The organism is Bacillus sp. iso_77 (assembly GCF_056173625.1).
Genome location: NZ_CM149683.1, coordinates 121597 through 138564 on the forward strand (window position 1 = coordinate 121597; position 16968 = coordinate 138564).

At 42.2% G+C, this 16968-nt stretch carries 13 protein-coding genes and 1 other annotated feature; all 13 genes read left to right on the forward strand.

Translation table 11 applies throughout. From position 1 onward, the window contains the following. Positions 1-153: 153 nt before the first annotated feature. The 13 genes from rplK to AC0VYC_RS00725 all read left to right on the forward strand — a co-directional run bounded on the left by rplK (position 154) and on the right by AC0VYC_RS00725 (position 16771). Positions 154-579 (forward strand): 50S ribosomal protein L11, encoded by a 426-nt coding sequence (gene rplK, locus AC0VYC_RS00665; protein WP_003216956.1) that lies wholly within the window; start codon positions 154-156, stop codon positions 577-579. 99 nt (positions 580-678) lie between these two features. Beyond that, positions 679-1377, forward strand: a complete 699-nt coding sequence (gene rplA, locus AC0VYC_RS00670; RefSeq protein WP_017359164.1) for a 50S ribosomal protein L1 — start codon at positions 679-681, stop codon at positions 1375-1377. A 46-nt stretch (positions 1378-1423) separates the two neighbouring features. Then, positions 1424-1564 (forward strand) — a sequence feature (ribosomal protein L10 leader region). Positions 1565-1633: 69 nt separating this feature from the next. Then, entirely contained in the window at positions 1634-2134 is a 501-nt protein-coding gene (rplJ, locus tag AC0VYC_RS00675; protein ID WP_003217048.1) for a 50S ribosomal protein L10, read from the forward strand. A gap of 42 nt (positions 2135-2176) precedes the next feature. After that, complete coding sequence (rplL, locus tag AC0VYC_RS00680; RefSeq protein WP_008345418.1) at positions 2177-2542, forward strand: 50S ribosomal protein L7/L12; 366 nt, start codon at positions 2177-2179, stop codon at positions 2540-2542. A gap of 96 nt (positions 2543-2638) precedes the next feature. Further along, complete coding sequence (locus AC0VYC_RS00685; RefSeq protein WP_135010469.1) at positions 2639-3244, forward strand: class I SAM-dependent methyltransferase; 606 nt, start codon at positions 2639-2641, stop codon at positions 3242-3244. A gap of 255 nt (positions 3245-3499) precedes the next feature. Then, positions 3500-7081, forward strand: a complete 3582-nt coding sequence (gene rpoB / locus AC0VYC_RS00690) for a DNA-directed RNA polymerase subunit beta (RefSeq protein WP_475389159.1) — start codon at positions 3500-3502, stop codon at positions 7079-7081. A gap of 61 nt (positions 7082-7142) precedes the next feature. After that, entirely contained in the window at positions 7143-10742 is a 3600-nt protein-coding gene (gene rpoC, locus AC0VYC_RS00695) for a DNA-directed RNA polymerase subunit beta' (protein ID WP_007496298.1), read from the forward strand. 146 nt (positions 10743-10888) lie between these two features. After that, positions 10889-11137 carry a 50S ribosomal protein L7ae-like protein gene (locus AC0VYC_RS00700; protein WP_008345416.1) on the forward strand — a complete coding sequence of 83 codons (249 nt, stop codon included), beginning with the start codon at positions 10889-10891 and terminating at the stop codon, positions 11135-11137. 113 nt (positions 11138-11250) lie between these two features. Then, on the forward strand, positions 11251-11670 hold the full coding sequence (gene rpsL, locus AC0VYC_RS00705) for a 30S ribosomal protein S12 (RefSeq protein WP_003216962.1): 420 nt from the start codon (positions 11251-11253) through the stop codon (positions 11668-11670). A gap of 121 nt (positions 11671-11791) precedes the next feature. After that, complete coding sequence (gene rpsG, locus AC0VYC_RS00710; RefSeq protein ID WP_003216884.1) at positions 11792-12262, forward strand: 30S ribosomal protein S7; 471 nt, start codon at positions 11792-11794, stop codon at positions 12260-12262. A gap of 54 nt (positions 12263-12316) precedes the next feature. Further along, the gene (fusA, locus tag AC0VYC_RS00715) at positions 12317-14395 is read left to right on the forward strand and encodes an elongation factor G (RefSeq protein WP_007496301.1); all 2079 of its coding nucleotides are present in this window, start codon (positions 12317-12319) and stop codon (positions 14393-14395) included. 117 nt (positions 14396-14512) lie between these two features. Further along, the gene (gene tuf / locus AC0VYC_RS00720; RefSeq protein WP_007496302.1) at positions 14513-15703 is read left to right on the forward strand and encodes an elongation factor Tu; all 1191 of its coding nucleotides are present in this window, start codon (positions 14513-14515) and stop codon (positions 15701-15703) included. Between the two features lie 108 nt (positions 15704-15811). Then, on the forward strand, positions 15812-16771 hold the full coding sequence (locus tag AC0VYC_RS00725) for an alpha/beta fold hydrolase (protein ID WP_427244177.1): 960 nt from the start codon (positions 15812-15814) through the stop codon (positions 16769-16771). Positions 16772-16968 lie beyond the last annotated feature (197 nt).

Consider the following 16968-nt stretch of genomic DNA (forward strand, 5'->3'; position numbering starts at 1 on the left):
GAGTGTATAGAAGTGGTAATATAGCAAAGGTACGTCTTGAGTTCGCTCAAGATCGCTAGCTAGTTATTTCGTCATTCATATAAAGAATGAAGTTGTTGAGTGGGAGGGGGATTCCCCTATTACCACATCACGGACTTTAAGGAGGTGTGTCTCGTGGCTAAAAAAGTAGTAAAAGTTGTTAAATTGCAAATTCCTGCTGGAAAAGCTAACCCAGCTCCACCAGTTGGACCTGCACTAGGTCAAGCCGGTGTTAATATCATGGGATTCTGTAAGGAGTTTAACGCTCGTACAGCTGACCAAGCTGGTCTTATCATTCCTGTTGAAATTTCGGTTTTTGAAGACCGTTCATTTACATTTATTACTAAAACTCCACCTGCTGCAGTATTACTTAAAAAAGCAGCTGGTATTGAGTCTGGTTCTGGTGAACCTAACCGTAATAAAGTGGCAACTGTTAAGCGTGATAAAGTACGCGAAATCGCGGAAACAAAAATGCCTGACTTAAACGCTGCTAGCGTTGAATCAGCTATGCGCATGGTTGAAGGTACTGCACGCAGTATGGGTATTGTCATCGAAGATTAATTTTTTGTCTTGTTGGGTTGCGAGTTTGGTTTTGACAAGTTCGCAACCCTTATTCGTGGGAGGTTATTCCGCTAAAACCACATAAGGAGGATTTTTATAATGGCTAAAAAAGGTAAAAAGTATGTAGAAGCTGCTAAGCTGATCGATCGTACAAAAGCGTATGATGTTGCTGAAGCTGTTTCTCTTACAAAAAAAGCAAATACAGCGAAATTTGATGCGACTGTAGAAGTTGCTTTTCGTTTGGGCGTAGACCCTCGTAAAAACGATCAACAAATCCGCGGTGCAGTTGTACTTCCTAACGGAACTGGTAAAACTCAACGCGTTCTTGTGTTCGCTAAAGGCGAAAAAGCAAAAGAAGCAGAAGCTGCTGGAGCAGACTACGTTGGAGATTCTGATTACATCACTAAAATCCAACAAGGCTGGTTCGAATTCGATGTAATCGTTGCGACACCTGACATGATGGGTGAAGTTGGTAAGATCGGTCGTGTACTTGGACCAAAAGGTCTTATGCCAAACCCTAAAACAGGAACTGTAACTTTCGAAGTAGAAAAAGCAATCAATGAAATCAAAGCTGGTAAAGTAGAATACCGCGTTGATAAAGCTGGTAACATCCACGCGCCAATCGGAAAGGTTTCTTTCGAGGACGAAAAGCTTGTTGAGAACTTTGCAACAATCTATGACACAATCCTTAAAGCAAAACCTGCAGCGGCTAAAGGTGTATACGTGAAAAACGTTTCTGTTACATCTACTATGGGCCCTGGCGTGAAAGTGGATCCATCTTCTTTCTCTGCAAAATAATTCTTGACTTATCACAATCGTTTTGATAATATCAAAATGTTGTAAAATAGAATAATCATTTATACCGTAGACAGCAGGGGCCTTATGGCTTAATTAACCCGCCGAGGTGTATATGTCACAGTCTTACGTTAACGTATGCTTGTATATACAGCCTCCATGTCTTAATGGAGGCTTTTTATATGGAGAACCGTTCGTTAGGAACGTGATGGCCTGATCGGTATAAGTGTTACACAAAGAATGTACAGGAGGTGTAACCATGAGCAATGCAATCGATACTAAAAAAGTTGTCGTTGATGAAATTACTTCTAAATTTAAAGACAGTATGTCTACTGTAATCGTAGATTACCGCGGTCTTTCAGTTTCTGAAGTGACTGAACTTCGTAAACAGCTTCGTGATGCTGGCGTAGAATTCAAAGTTTACAAAAATACTTTGACTCGCCGTGCAGTTGAACAAGTTGAACTAACGGGTTTAAACGATTTCTTAACAGGTCCAAACGCTATCGCATTCAGTAACGAAGATGTTATCGCACCTGCGAAAATCATCAACGAATTTGCGAAAAGCCACGAAGCTTTAGAAATCAAAGCTGGTGTTATCGAAGGAAACGTAGCGACTGTAGAAGAAGTGAAGGCTCTTGCGGAACTTCCGTCTCGCGAAGGCTTACTTTCTATGTTGCTTAGCGTTCTTCAAGCTCCAGTTCGTAACCTTGCTCTTGCTACTAAAGCAGTTGCAGATCAAAAAGAAGAACAAGGCGCTTAATGCGTACTTGACGTAAAAAAACTTAAAATGGAGGAATTACAAATGGCTTTAAATATCGAAGAAATCATTGCTTCAGTTAAAGAAGCAACTGTACTTGAGTTAAACGACTTAGTAAAAGCAATCGAAGAAGAATTTGGCGTAACTGCTGCTGCTCCTGTAGCTGTAGCTGCTGGTGGCGGTGCTGCTGCTGAAGAAAAAACTGATTTTGATCTAGTACTTGCTGGTGCTGGAGACCAAAAAATCAAAGTTATCAAAGTGGTTCGTGAAATCACTGGTCTTGGCTTGAAAGAAGCTAAAGAACTTGTTGACAACACTCCAAAACCACTTAAAGAAGGTATTGCTAAAGAAGAAGCTGAAGAACTTAAAGCTAAGCTTGAAGAAGTTGGCGCTTCTGTAGAAGTTAAGTAATCTTCGCCTAATCTTTTGGGAAAGCTCGCTTTTACTGGCGGGCTTTTTCTTTTCTTATCTCCTGAAACGATTGAATCCAGAGGAGGTCCATTCGCCATGAGTGACCACTATTATACGGAAAAGCCATCAGTGAAAAGCAATAAACAGACATGGGACTTCACCTTGAGAAACCGTAGCTTTACTTTTACAAGTGACAGTGGAGTGTTTTCTAAGAAAGAAGTCGACTATGGTTCGAGGCTTTTAATTGAAGCTTTTGAAGAACCTGACTTGGATGGCGACGTCTTAGATGTCGGTTGCGGTTATGGACCAATAGGCTTATCGTTAGCAAACGAAATGACAGGCCGCACCATTCATATGATTGATGTGAACGAAAGAGCAGTCGAACTTTCAAAGGAAAACGCTAAGCATAATCGCATTGATAATGTCCGCATCTATCAAAGTGATTTGTTCTCGAATGTTCATTCATCAGCTGCTTTTGCCTCTATACTGACCAATCCCCCAATACGGGCAGGGAAGAAAGTAGTACATGCGATCTTTGAAAAAAGTGTTGATCATTTATTGCCGGAAGGTGAGTTGTGGGTGGTTATTCAGAAAAAACAAGGTGGACCATCTGCGATTGAGAAATTAGAGCAGCTTTTTGGAGAAGTGACGGTCGTTATGAAAAAAAAGGGCTACTATATTATCAAAGCTAAAAAAGTTTGACGCAGTTTCCTAGCTGTGTTAACATTATAAAATGCCAATGTGTATATTTTGCTTGATAGGCTTAAAAAACAACTATTTTGTATAAATTATGCATACTTGGGAAAACTAATAAAATCGGTATTTGTTTTTGGATGTGGTTTTCTTATTTTAGAAACCCTTTTTTCTTTTGTCTTGTAAAAGTATTTCTTTACTGACATTTGAAAGACAGAAATACTTTTTACACATATAATACGCATGATTTGAGGGGTGAATCAGTTGACAGGTCAACTAGTTCAGTATGGACGACACCGCCAGCGCAGAAGCTACGCACGCATAAGCGAAGTGTTAGAATTACCAAATCTCATTGAAATTCAAACCTCTTCTTATCAGTGGTTTCTTGATGAGGGTCTTAGAGAGATGTTTCAAGATATATCCCCAATTGAGGATTTTACTGGTAACCTTTCTCTTGAATTCATTGATTACAGCCTAGGGGATCCTAAGTATCCTGTAGCAGAATCAAAAGAACGTGATGTAACTTACTCTGCTCCACTAAGAGTAAAAGTTCGTTTAATTAACAAAGAAACTGGAGAAGTAAAAGACCAAGATGTGTTTATGGGTGATTTCCCAATCATGACAGACACAGGTACTTTTATCATTAATGGTGCGGAACGTGTAATCGTTTCTCAGTTAGTACGTTCTCCAAGTGTATATTTCAGTGGTAAAGTAGACAAAAACGGTAAAAAAGGTTTTACTGCGACTGTCATTCCAAACCGTGGCGCATGGTTAGAATACGAAACTGATGCGAAGGATGTAGTCTATGTACGCATCGATCGCACACGTAAGTTGCCGGTTACGGTTCTTTTGCGTGCTCTCGGCTTCAGCTCTGATCAAGAGATTCTTGACCTCATTGGCGAGAATGAATACTTACGCAACACGTTGGAAAAAGACAATACAGAGAATGCCGATAAAGCACTTCTCGAAATCTACGAGCGTCTTCGTCCCGGAGAGCCGCCAACTGTTGAAAATGCGAAAAGCTTGCTAGACTCTCGCTTCTTTGATCCGAAGAGATATGACTTAGCAAATGTTGGACGCTACAAGATTAATAAGAAGCTTCATATTAAAAATAGACTATTCAATCAAAAATTGGCTGAAACGCTAGTTGATCCTGAAACAGGTGAAATCCTAGCAGAAAAAGGTCAAATTTTAGATAGAAGAGTGCTTGATAAAGTTCTTCCATACTTAGAAAACGGCATCGGATTTAGAAAGCTTTATCCAAACGGTGGCGTAGTAGAGGATGAAGTAGAACTTCAATCTATCAAGATTTATGCACCAACTGATCAAGAAGGCGAGCAAGTGATCAACGTGATTGGTAATGCATATGTAGAGGAAGCTGTGAAGAACATCACGCCTTCTGACATCATTGCTTCAATCAGTTACTTCTTTAACCTGCTTCATGGAGTAGGTGACACAGATGATATCGATCACCTTGGTAACCGTCGTCTGCGTTCTGTAGGTGAACTTCTGCAAAACCAATTCCGTATTGGTTTAAGCAGAATGGAGCGTGTTGTTCGTGAAAGAATGTCTATTCAAGACACGAACACGATCACACCTCAGCAGCTGATCAACATCCGTCCTGTGATCGCTTCTATCAAAGAGTTCTTTGGTAGCTCTCAGCTTTCTCAGTTCATGGATCAAACAAACCCGCTTGCTGAATTGACACACAAACGTCGTCTATCAGCGCTTGGACCGGGTGGTTTGACACGTGAGCGTGCAGGAATGGAAGTTCGTGACGTTCACTATTCTCACTATGGTCGTATGTGTCCGATTGAAACACCAGAGGGTCCAAACATTGGTTTGATCAACTCTCTATCTTCATTTGCGAAAGTGAACCGCTTCGGATTTATCGAAACACCTTACCGTCGGGTTGATCCTGAAACAGGTAAAGTGACGCCGAGAATCGATTACTTAACCGCTGATGAAGAGGATAACTACGTTGTAGCACAAGCGAACGCTCTGCTAGCTGATGATGGTTCGTTTATCGATGATAACATTATCGCTCGTTTCAGAGGGGAAAACACCGTTGTTCCTCGAAACCGCGTTGACTACATGGACGTTTCGCCGAAGCAGGTTGTTTCTGCAGCGACAGCATGTATCCCATTCTTAGAAAACGATGACTCTAACCGTGCTCTAATGGGAGCGAACATGCAACGTCAGGCTGTGCCTTTGATGCAGCCGGAATCACCGATTGTTGGTACAGGTATGGAGTATGTATCAGGTAAAGACTCTGGTGCTGCTGTGATCTGTCGTTACCCAGGTGTTGTAGAACGTGTTGAAGCGAAGAATATTTGGGTTCGCCGTTATGAAGACGTTGACGGACAACAAGTCAAAGGAAACCTAGACAAATACAGCTTGCTGAAATTTGTCCGCTCTAACCAAGGGACTTGCTACAACCAGCGCCCAATTGTAAGTGTTGGAGATGAAGTCGTCAAAGGAGAAATCCTTGCAGACGGTCCTTCTATGGAAAAAGGTGAATTGGCTCTAGGACGTAACGTCATGGTCGGCTTCATGACTTGGGACGGTTACAACTATGAGGATGCGATCATTATGAGTGAGCGCCTTGTAAAAGATGACGTCTACACTTCTATTCATATTGAAGAATATGAATCAGAAGCTCGTGATACAAAGCTTGGACCAGAAGAAATTACGCGTGATATTCCAAACGTTGGGGAAGATGCTTTACGCAACCTTGACGAGCGTGGAATCATCCGTATTGGTGCAGAAGTAAAAGACGGAGATCTTCTTGTCGGGAAAGTAACGCCTAAAGGTGTAACAGAACTAACAGCTGAAGAACGTCTATTACATGCAATCTTCGGTGAAAAGGCTCGTGAAGTACGTGATACGTCTCTACGTGTACCACACGGCGGCGGCGGAATCATCCACGATGTCAAAGTCTTTAACCGTGAAGATGGAGATGAATTACCACCAGGTGTTAACCAGTTAGTCCGTGTATACATCGTTCAGAAGCGTAAAATTTCTGAAGGTGACAAAATGGCCGGACGACATGGTAACAAAGGTGTTATCTCTAAGATTCTTCCAGAAGAAGATATGCCGTATCTTCCAGATGGAACACCGATTGATATCATGTTAAACCCTCTAGGGGTACCATCTCGTATGAATATCGGTCAGGTACTTGAGCTTCATATGGGTATGGCTGCACGTTACCTAGGCATCCACATTGCGTCACCAGTATTTGATGGTGCGCGTGAGGAAGATGTTTGGGAAACGCTTGAAGAAGCAGGTATGTCCCGTGATGCGAAAACAGTCCTTTATGACGGTCGAACTGGTGAACCATTCGATAACCGTGTATCAGTCGGAATCATGTACATGATCAAACTGGCTCACATGGTTGACGATAAACTTCACGCTCGTTCAACTGGACCATACTCACTTGTTACGCAGCAGCCACTGGGCGGTAAAGCACAGTTTGGTGGACAGCGTTTCGGAGAGATGGAAGTATGGGCACTTGAAGCTTACGGTGCAGCATATACACTTCAAGAAATCTTAACTGTAAAATCGGATGACGTTGTGGGTCGTGTGAAAACATACGAAGCGATCGTCAAAGGGGATAACGTACCTGAACCAGGTGTCCCTGAATCATTCAAAGTATTAATTAAAGAACTTCAAAGTTTAGGTATGGATGTGAAAATCCTATCTGGCGATGAAGAAGAGATAGAAATGAGAGATTTAGAAGACGATGAGGAAACGAAGAAAGCAGACGGATTAGCGTTATCTAATGACGAAGATGCTGCAGACCTCGCACCTGTCGATATTGAACGTGACGCAGTCACAAAAGAATAGCAGAAACGATTAGAGCAAGTGACTAGGGTATAACCCGAAGATTAAAAGGGAGGTAGGCCCCTTGCTAGATGTGAACAATTTTGAGTATATGAACATCGGTCTCGCATCACCTGATAAAATCCGTTCTTGGTCTTTTGGTGAAGTGAAAAAGCCTGAAACGATTAACTATCGTACACTGAAACCGGAAAAAGATGGTCTCTTTTGTGAACGTATCTTCGGACCGCAAAAAGACTGGGAATGTCATTGTGGAAAGTATAAACGCGTTCGTTATAAGGGTGTTGTATGTGACCGTTGTGGTGTAGAAGTAACACGGGCAAAAGTCCGTCGTGAGAGAATGGGGCATATCGAACTGGCTGCCCCAGTTTCCCACATTTGGTATTTCAAAGGTATCCCAAGCCGTATGGGTCTTGTTCTAGATATGTCACCACGTGCGTTAGAAGAAGTGATTTACTTCGCTTCTTACGTCGTGACTGATCCGGGCAACACACCACTTGAGAAGAAACAACTTCTTTCTGAGAAAGAATTCCGTGCTTATTTAGATAAATACGGTAACACCTTCCAAGCAGCTATGGGTGCAGAAGCAATTAACAAACTTCTTCAAGATATCGATCTTGTGAAAGAAGTAGATACACTCAAAGAAGAGCTGAAAACAGCTCAAGGACAGCGTCGTACACGTGCGATCAAACGCCTTGAAGTGTTGGAAGCTTTCCGTAACTCAGGAAACAAACCGTCTTGGATGATCCTTGATGTACTTCCGGTTATTCCACCAGAATTACGTCCAATGGTTCAGCTTGATGGTGGACGTTTTGCTACTTCTGACTTGAACGACCTTTATCGTCGTGTCATCAACCGTAACAATCGTCTGAAACGTTTATTAGATCTTGGCGCGCCAAGCATCATCGTTCAGAACGAGAAGCGTATGCTTCAAGAAGCTGTCGATGCCTTGATTGATAATGGACGTAGAGGCCGACCAGTAACAGGACCAGGAAATAGACCATTGAAATCTCTTTCTCACATGCTGAAAGGGAAACAAGGGCGTTTCCGTCAAAACTTGCTTGGTAAACGTGTTGACTATTCTGGACGTTCCGTTATCGTCGTTGGACCACATTTGAAAATGTATCAGTGTGGACTTCCGAAAGAAATGGCTCTTGAACTATTCAAACCATTCGTGATGAAGGAGCTTGTTGAAAAAGGATTAGCTCACAACATTAAGAGCGCGAAACGTAAGATTGAGCGCGTGCAGCCGGAAGTTTGGGATGTTTTAGAATCAGTGATTCGTGAGCATCCAGTCTTACTAAACCGTGCACCAACTCTTCACAGACTTGGTATTCAAGCGTTTGAACCTACACTTGTGGAAGGACGCGCAATTCGTCTGCATCCACTTGTATGTACTGCCTACAACGCTGACTTTGATGGTGACCAAATGGCGGTTCACGTACCATTATCTGCTGAAGCTCAAGCTGAAGCTCGTATCTTAATGCTTGCTGCTCAAAACATTTTGAACCCGAAAGATGGAAAACCTGTTGTTACGCCATCTCAGGATATGGTGCTAGGTAACTACTACCTTACACTTGAGCGTAAAGGTGCTATCGGAGAAGGTATGGTCTTCAAAGATACGAACGAAGCCCTTCTAGCTTATCAAAATGGGTATGTGCATCTTCATACACGTGTAGCTGTTGCAGCTAACTCGTTGAAGAATGTGACATTCACTGATGAACAGCGTTCTAAATTGTTGATTACAACAGTTGGAAAACTAATCTTTAACGAAATCTTACCGGAATCATTCCCTTACATGAATGAGCCGACAAAGAGCAATATTGAAGAAAAAACGCCTGACCGCTTCTTCCTTGAAAAAGGTGAAGATGTCAAAGCTGCGATCGAGAAACAAGAAATCAATGCGCCGTTCAAAAAAGGTATTTTAGGTAAAATCATTGCGGAAATCTTTAAGAGATTCCATATCACTGAGACATCTAAAATGCTTGACCGCATGAAAAATCTTGGTTTCAAATACTCTACTAAAGCGGGTATTACGGTTGGGGTGTCTGATATCGTCGTATTAGATGATAAACAGAAGATCCTCGAAGAAGCGCAAGCAAAAGTAGATAACGTCATGAAGCAATTCAGACGTGGTTTGATTACTGAAGAAGAGCGTTACGAGAGAGTCATTTCGATCTGGAGTTCTTCTAAAGATGTCATCCAAGGTAAACTGATGAAGTCCCTTGATGAAGTCAACCCTATCTACATGATGAGTGACTCTGGAGCGCGTGGTAACGCATCTAACTTCACTCAGCTGGCTGGTATGCGTGGTCTGATGGCCAACCCGGCTGGACGTATCATTGAACTTCCGATCAAATCTAGTTTCCGTGAAGGTTTAACCGTATTGGAATACTTTATTTCTACTCACGGAGCGCGTAAAGGTCTTGCCGATACAGCTCTTAAAACAGCTGACTCAGGTTACCTCACGCGTCGTCTCGTTGACGTTGCGCAGGATGTTATCATCCGTGAAACAGATTGCGGTACAGACCGTGGAATCTTGGCGAAGTCCATTAAAGAAGGAAATGAAATTATTGAGAAACTTGAAGAACGTCTTATCGGACGTTTTGCAAGAAAACCAATTGTTCATCCTGAAACGGGCGAAGTCATTGTTGGCGAAAACGAACTAATTGATGAAGATAAAGCACTTGAAGTAGTTGAAGCAGGAATCGAGGAAGTATGGATCCGTTCTGCATTTACATGTAACACGCCTCATGGTGTATGTAAACGATGCTACGGCCGTAACCTTGCAACTGGTACTGACGTTGAAGTCGGTGAAGCAGTTGGAATCATCGCTGCACAATCGATCGGTGAGCCAGGAACACAGCTTACAATGCGTACGTTCCACACCGGTGGGGTAGCAGGAGACGATATCACTCAAGGTTTACCTCGTATCCAAGAGTTATTTGAAGCGCGTAATCCGAAAGGGCAGGCAACCATTTCTGAAATTGATGGTGTCGTTGCTGAAATTAACGATGTTCGTGACAAGCAACAGGAAATTGTGGTTCAAGGCGAAGTTGAAACTCGCTCTTACACAGCTCCTTACAATGCACGTCTGAAAGTTGTTGAAGGTGACAAAGTCACTCGTGGTCAAGTACTGACAGAAGGTTCAATCGATCCGAAAGAACTTCTTAAAGTGACTGACATGACAGCTGTTCAAGAATATCTGCTTCATGAAGTACAAAAAGTATACCGTATGCAAGGGGTAGAAATCGGAGATAAGCACGTAGAAGTAATGGTTCGCCAAATGCTTCGTAAAGTGCGTGTCGCTGATGCAGGGGATACAGATGTATTACCAGGCACACTTCTTGATGTACACCAATTCACAGAAGCGAACAAAAAAGTACTATTCGAAGGCAAACGTCCTGCAACAGGCCGTCCAGTTCTTCTTGGTATTACAAAAGCATCGCTTGAAACAGACTCATTCTTGTCTGCAGCATCCTTCCAAGAAACGACTCGTGTCCTAACAGATGCGGCGATCAAAGGAAAACGTGATGAACTGCTTGGCTTGAAAGAGAATGTCATCATCGGTAAACTTGTTCCTGCTGGAACTGGAATGCCAAACTACCGTAAAGTTAAGCCGGTTTCACAAGTGCAGCCGTCTGACGATATGGTTCCTGTAGAGTAATCTCTCTCTTAAGATTTCTATAAAAATCATCAAAAAATGGTGAAGGATGTCAAGATTATCTGTCAAACGATATTGACATCCTTCTGCCATGATGATAATATAACCAAGGTGCTCAAAATAAAACCTGTTACTTTGGAGGATATTCGATGTCTTATGATAAAGTATCACAGGCTCAATCCATTATTATTGGTACGAAGCAAACAGTAAAAGCTCTGAAACGAGATTCAGTGAAGGAAATCGTCGTAGCGAAAGATGCTGATCCTGCTTTAACCGCTAGTGTAATGAAACTAGCGCAAGAGAAGGGTGTAGACATTTTAGTGGTAGATTCCATGAAAAAGCTCGGCAAGGCCTGCGGAATTGAAGTTGGGGCAGCAGCTGTTGCCATTATGTTATAGCGTACTTGTTTTGTTTTTGCATGCTTAAAATGCAAAAGCATTGTTTTTTGCCTTTTGATGAACCACCTGGGTATGTGGGTTATAAAAAAAGTAATGAAGGGAGGAATAACAACATGCCTACAATTAATCAGCTAATACGCAAAGGACGCGTGAGTAAAGTTGAAAACTCAAAGTCTCCTGCACTTAACAAAGGATACAACAGTTTCAAAAAAGAGCACACTAACGTAACATCTCCACAGAAGCGCGGGGTTTGTACTCGTGTCGGTACAATGACACCGAAAAAACCAAACTCAGCACTACGTAAATATGCTCGTGTACGTTTGTCTAACCTGATTGAGGTAACAGCTTACATTCCTGGTATCGGACATAACCTACAAGAGCACAGTGTAGTACTTATCCGTGGCGGACGTGTAAAAGACTTACCGGGTGTACGTTACCACATCGTTCGTGGTGCGCTTGATACTGCCGGAGTTGACGGTCGTATGCAAGGACGTTCTAAATACGGAACAAAACGCCCTAAACAAAGCAAATAATATAAACAAACATAAGGGTTTTTAGAAGTTGAGTTCAGATCAGTGGAGTCAGGCAGCTGACAATGAAATTGAGATGAAAGACAGATAGAAATCCTTTTAAAAGAGAAGGGAGGCTATTCAGATGCCACGTAAAGGTCCTGTAGCAAAAAGAGACGTTTTGCCAGATCCAATTTACAATTCTAAACTTGTATCTCGTTTGATCAACAAAATGATGATCGACGGTAAAAGAGGAAAGTCACAAACTATTCTCTACAAGTCATTTGATATCATCAAAGAACGTACTGGTAATGAAGCGATGGAGGTTTTCGAACAAGCCTTGAAAAACATCATGCCAGTTCTTGAAGTTAAAGCACGTCGTGTAGGTGGAGCTAACTACCAAGTTCCTGTAGAAGTTCGCCCAGATCGTCGTACGACTTTAGGTCTTCGCTGGTTAGTAAACTACGCTCGTCTTCGTGGAGAAAAAACGATGGAAGAGCGTCTTGCTAACGAAATCCTTGACGCAGCTAACAACACTGGTGCTGCTGTTAAGAAACGTGAAGATACACACAAAATGGCAGAAGCGAACAAAGCATTCGCTCACTACCGCTGGTAGGATTTATACCAAACTAAAAAAACTATTCCCTAATAAGGAAGGAGAAATTACCCAATGGCAAGAGAGTTCTCCTTAGACAAAACTCGTAATATTGGTATCATGGCTCACATCGATGCCGGTAAAACGACAACGACTGAGCGTATCTTGTACTACACTGGTCGTATCCATAAAATTGGTGAAACTCACGAAGGAGCTTCACAAATGGACTGGATGGAGCAGGAGCAAGAACGTGGTATTACAATCACTTCTGCTGCTACTACAGCACAATGGAAAGGTTACCGTGTAAACATCATTGATACACCAGGACACGTAGACTTCACTGTTGAAGTTGAACGTTCTTTGCGTGTACTTGATGGTGCGGTTGCTGTTCTTGATGCACAATCAGGTGTAGAGCCTCAAACTGAAACAGTTTGGCGCCAAGCAACAACTTACGGAGTACCTCGTATCGTATTCGTTAACAAAATGGATAAAACCGGTGCGGACTTCCTTTACTCTGTAAGCACATTAAGAGATCGTCTTCAAGCGAACGCTCATGCAATTCAATTGCCGATCGGCGCTGAAGATCAATTCGAAGGAATCATCGACCTTGTAGAAAACGTAGCATACTTCTACGAAGATGACCTTGGAACTCGCTCTGATGCACAAGAAATCCCTGCTGAGTATAAAGACAAAGCTGAAGAGCTTCGCAGCAGCTTGATTGAAGCTGTCGCTGAGCTTGATGAAGAGCTTATGGAAAAATACCTTGAGGGTGAAGAAATCACAATTCCTGAATTGAAAGCTGCAATCCGTAAAGGAACTTTGAATGTTGAATTCTACCCAGTTCTTGTTGGATCTGCTTTCAAAAACAAAGGTGTTCAGCTTGTACTTGACGCTGTGCTTGACTACCTTCCTGCACCAACTGATGTTGCTGCAATCAAAGGTACATTGCCAGATACAAATGAAGAGGTTGTACGTGAGTCTACTGATGACGCACCATTCGCAGCTCTTGCATTTAAAGTTATGACTGACCCTTATGTTGGGAAACTAACTTTCTTCCGCGTATACTCTGGAACACTTGATTCTGGTTCTTACGTGAAGAACTCTTCTAAGAACAAGCGTGAGCGTGTTGGACGTATCCTTCAAATGCACGCAAACAGCCGTGAAGAAATCTCTACTGTATATGCAGGAGATATCGCAGCAGCTGTTGGTCTTAAAGATACATCTACTGGTGATACTCTTTGTGACGAGAAAAATCTTGTTATCCTTGAGTCTATGGAATTCCCAGAGCCAGTTATCGATGTAGCTATCGAGCCTAAATCTAAGGCTGACCAAGATAAAATGGGTATCGCTTTAGCTAAACTAGCTGAAGAGGATCCAACATTCCGTACACAAACAAACACTGAAACTGGTCAAACGATCATCTCTGGTATGGGTGAGCTTCACCTTGATATCATTGTTGACCGTATGAAGCGTGAGTTCAAGGTTGAAGCTAACGTAGGAGCTCCTCAAGTTGCGTACCGTGAAACATTCCGTTCTAGTGCAAAAGTTGAAGGTAAATTCGTACGTCAGTCTGGTGGACGCGGTCAGTTCGGACACGTTTGGATCGAATTCGAACCAAACGAAGAAGGCGCAGGCTTCGAATTCACAAATGCAATCGTCGGTGGGGTTGTTCCACGTGAATACATTCCAGCAATTCAAGCAGGTCTTGAAGATTCACTAGAAAATGGTGTATTAGCTGGATTCCCATTAATCGACATCAAAGCAAAATTATTCGATGGATCTTACCACGATGTTGACTCTAACGAAATGGCGTTTAAAATTGCTGCATCTATGGCATTGAAAAATGCTGTCAGCAAATGTAACCCAGTTCTACTTGAGCCAATGATGAAAGTAGAAGTCGTTATCCCAGAAGAATACATGGGAGACATCATGGGTGATATCACATCTCGTCGTGGACGTGTAGAAGGTATGGAAGCTCGCGGTAACGCTCAAGTTGTTCGCGCTATGGTTCCACTTTCTGAAATGTTCGGATATGCAACTGCACTCCGTTCTAACACACAAGGACGCGGTACTTTCACTATGCACATGGATCACTACGAAGAAGTGCCTAAGAGCATCAGTGAAGAAATCATCAAAAAAAATAAAGGTGAATAATTGATTTTGCCTTTAAACTAAAGTATAACTACTATTGAAGATCAGAAAGTGGGAGGTAACTCTTCACTTTCTATCACTCATACCAAATACAATGAACCTTTAAGGAGGATTTTTAGAATGGCTAAAGAAAAATTCGACCGTTCCAAATCGCATGCTAACATTGGTACAATTGGACACGTTGACCATGGTAAAACAACTCTAACTGCTGCTATCTCAACAGTTCTTCATAAGAAATCTGGTAAAGGTACAGCTATGGCTTATGACCAAATCGATGGTGCTCCAGAAGAGCGCGAGCGTGGAATCACAATCTCAACTGCACACGTTGAGTATGAAACTGAAACTCGTCACTATGCACACGTAGACTGCCCAGGACACGCTGACTATGTTAAAAACATGATCACTGGTGCTGCTCAAATGGACGGCGCGATCTTAGTAGTATCTGCTGCTGATGGTCCAATGCCACAAACACGTGAGCACATCCTACTTTCTCGTAACGTAGGTGTTCCTTACATCGTAGTATTCCTTAACAAATGTGACATGGTTGACGATGAAGAGTTACTTGAACTTGTTGAAATGGAAGTTCGTGACCTTCTTTCTGACTATGACTTCCCTGGTGACGATGTACCAGTTATCAAAGGTTCTGCTCTTAAAGCTCTTGAAGGTGATGCTGATTACGAAGCAAAAATCTTCGAACTTATGGATGCGGTTGATGAGTACATCCCAACTCCAGAGCGTGACACTGAGAAGCCATTCATGATGCCAGTTGAGGACGTATTCTCAATCACTGGTCGTGGAACAGTTGCTACTGGTCGTGTTGAGCGTGGACAAGTTAAAGTCGGTGACGAAGTTGAAATCATCGGTCTTCAAGAAGAAAACGGTAAAACAACTGTTACAGGTGTTGAAATGTTCCGTAAACTTCTTGACTATGCTGAAGCTGGTGACAACATCGGTGCACTACTTCGTGGTGTATCTCGTGAAGATATCCAACGTGGTCAAGTACTTGCTAAACCAGGTACAATCACTCCACATAGCCGTTTCAAAGCTGAAGTTTATGTACTTTCTAAAGAAGAGGGTGGACGTCACACTCCATTCTTCACTAACTACCGTCCGCAGTTCTACTTCCGTACAACTGACGTAACTGGTATCGTACATCTTCCAGAAGGTACTGAAATGGTAATGCCTGGCGATAACACTGAGATGGAAGTTGAACTTATCTCTACTATCGCTATCGAAGAAGGAACTCGTTTCTCTATCCGTGAGGGTGGACGTACTGTAGGTTCTGGCGTCGTTTCTACTATCATTAAGTAATAACAGTTAAAAGAGACTCCTTGCAAAAGGGTCTCTTTTTTTGCTTTTCCAGTGCATAACGGCTACTATAAGCTATAGAATCTAAATGGAACCGAGAGGATCACTGGAATGGCGAAGACAATGTTGAAAAAGTGGCCGATTGGCGGGCTTGATCAATGGATTATGATAAAAGAAGATCAAGCAGAAAAAACAAAACCTGTTTTATTATTTTTACACGGTGGCCCAGGCTCAGCTCAAATGAGTTATATCGATTCCTTTCATAAGGAACTTGATCAAGACTTCACTGTTGTTCATTGGGACCAGCGCGGTGCAGGATTGTCTTATCAAAAAAACATTCCTGAGTCTTCTATGACCATTGGGCAATTCGTAGAGGATACGATTGAGCTTACAGAAAAACTGCTTTCTTATAATGATCAAACGAAAATATACATTGCAGGTTATTCATGGGGATCATTAATAGCGATACAAGCTGTGCATAAACGACCAGATTTGTATCATGCCTATTATGGAATTAGTCAGGTGGTTGATGTATTAAAAGAGGATATTGTATCGTACGAACTTCTTCTAAAAAAATATCAAGGCAAGCATTTCTTCACTAGATGTCTAAGATTGCTGACACCACCCCCTTGGAATCGCACCTCTGCTCATGCTTTGTTCTCTCTATACAAAGAGTTCGCAAAAGTAGGGCTCACGCATAGGTGGAAGCCACTTTTTCAAATGCTGTATGCATTTCTTGTTAGTAAGCATTATCAGCTAAAAGATAAGTGGAAATTCCTTATGGGACAGAAGTATAGCCAGGATATGCTGTGGGACGAGCTGATGAACGAAAGCATTCAATACCGAGTTTCTTCTATATTAATACCCTGCTACTTTATCATCGGGGAACATGACATGATTACACCAGCTGCTGTATCAAAACCATATGTTGATCAACTTACAGCACCAATAAAAGAGTGGTTTACTTTTAAAGAATCTGCGCATTCTCCGCATATTGAAGAGCCAGAAGAATTTATTCGTATCGTCAGGAAGACAGCTACACATCATCTTCAGGGAAAGCTTGATTTATAGGCTGAACCCCTGTATAATATGAAAAGTGTGCAAATCATAAATTTATCCGATTTATTATTGCAACACGCAGGCCAATTTGGTACAATAGTGCATGTTGGTCTTTGACTGCGATGAAGTGAGAGGTTGCTGACACACCCGGCCGCTTTGCCATGGCAAGGTGATCAGGTTTTTCTCACGGAGAACTGTCTAACGTAAGT

Bases quoted from the DNA above. Each gene is read 5' to 3' on its own strand.
- AC0VYC_RS00685 (WP_135010469.1), top strand. From the start codon at position 2,639: ATGAGTGACCACTATTATACGGAAAAGCCATCAGTGAAAAGCAATAAA.
- AC0VYC_RS00700 (WP_008345416.1), top strand. From the start codon at position 10,889: ATGTCTTATGATAAAGTATCACAGGCTCAATCCATTATTATTGGTACG.
- fusA (WP_007496301.1), top strand. From the start codon at position 12,317: ATGGCAAGAGAGTTCTCCTTAGACAAAACTCGTAATATTGGTATCATG.
- tuf (WP_007496302.1), top strand. From the start codon at position 14,513: ATGGCTAAAGAAAAATTCGACCGTTCCAAATCGCATGCTAACATTGGT.
- rplL (WP_008345418.1), top strand. From the start codon at position 2,177: ATGGCTTTAAATATCGAAGAAATCATTGCTTCAGTTAAAGAAGCAACT.
- rpsL (WP_003216962.1), top strand. From the start codon at position 11,251: ATGCCTACAATTAATCAGCTAATACGCAAAGGACGCGTGAGTAAAGTT.
- rplJ (WP_003217048.1), top strand. From the start codon at position 1,634: ATGAGCAATGCAATCGATACTAAAAAAGTTGTCGTTGATGAAATTACT.
- rplA (WP_017359164.1), top strand. From the start codon at position 679: ATGGCTAAAAAAGGTAAAAAGTATGTAGAAGCTGCTAAGCTGATCGAT.
- rpsG (WP_003216884.1), top strand. From the start codon at position 11,792: ATGCCACGTAAAGGTCCTGTAGCAAAAAGAGACGTTTTGCCAGATCCA.
- AC0VYC_RS00725 (WP_427244177.1), top strand. From the start codon at position 15,812: ATGGCGAAGACAATGTTGAAAAAGTGGCCGATTGGCGGGCTTGATCAA.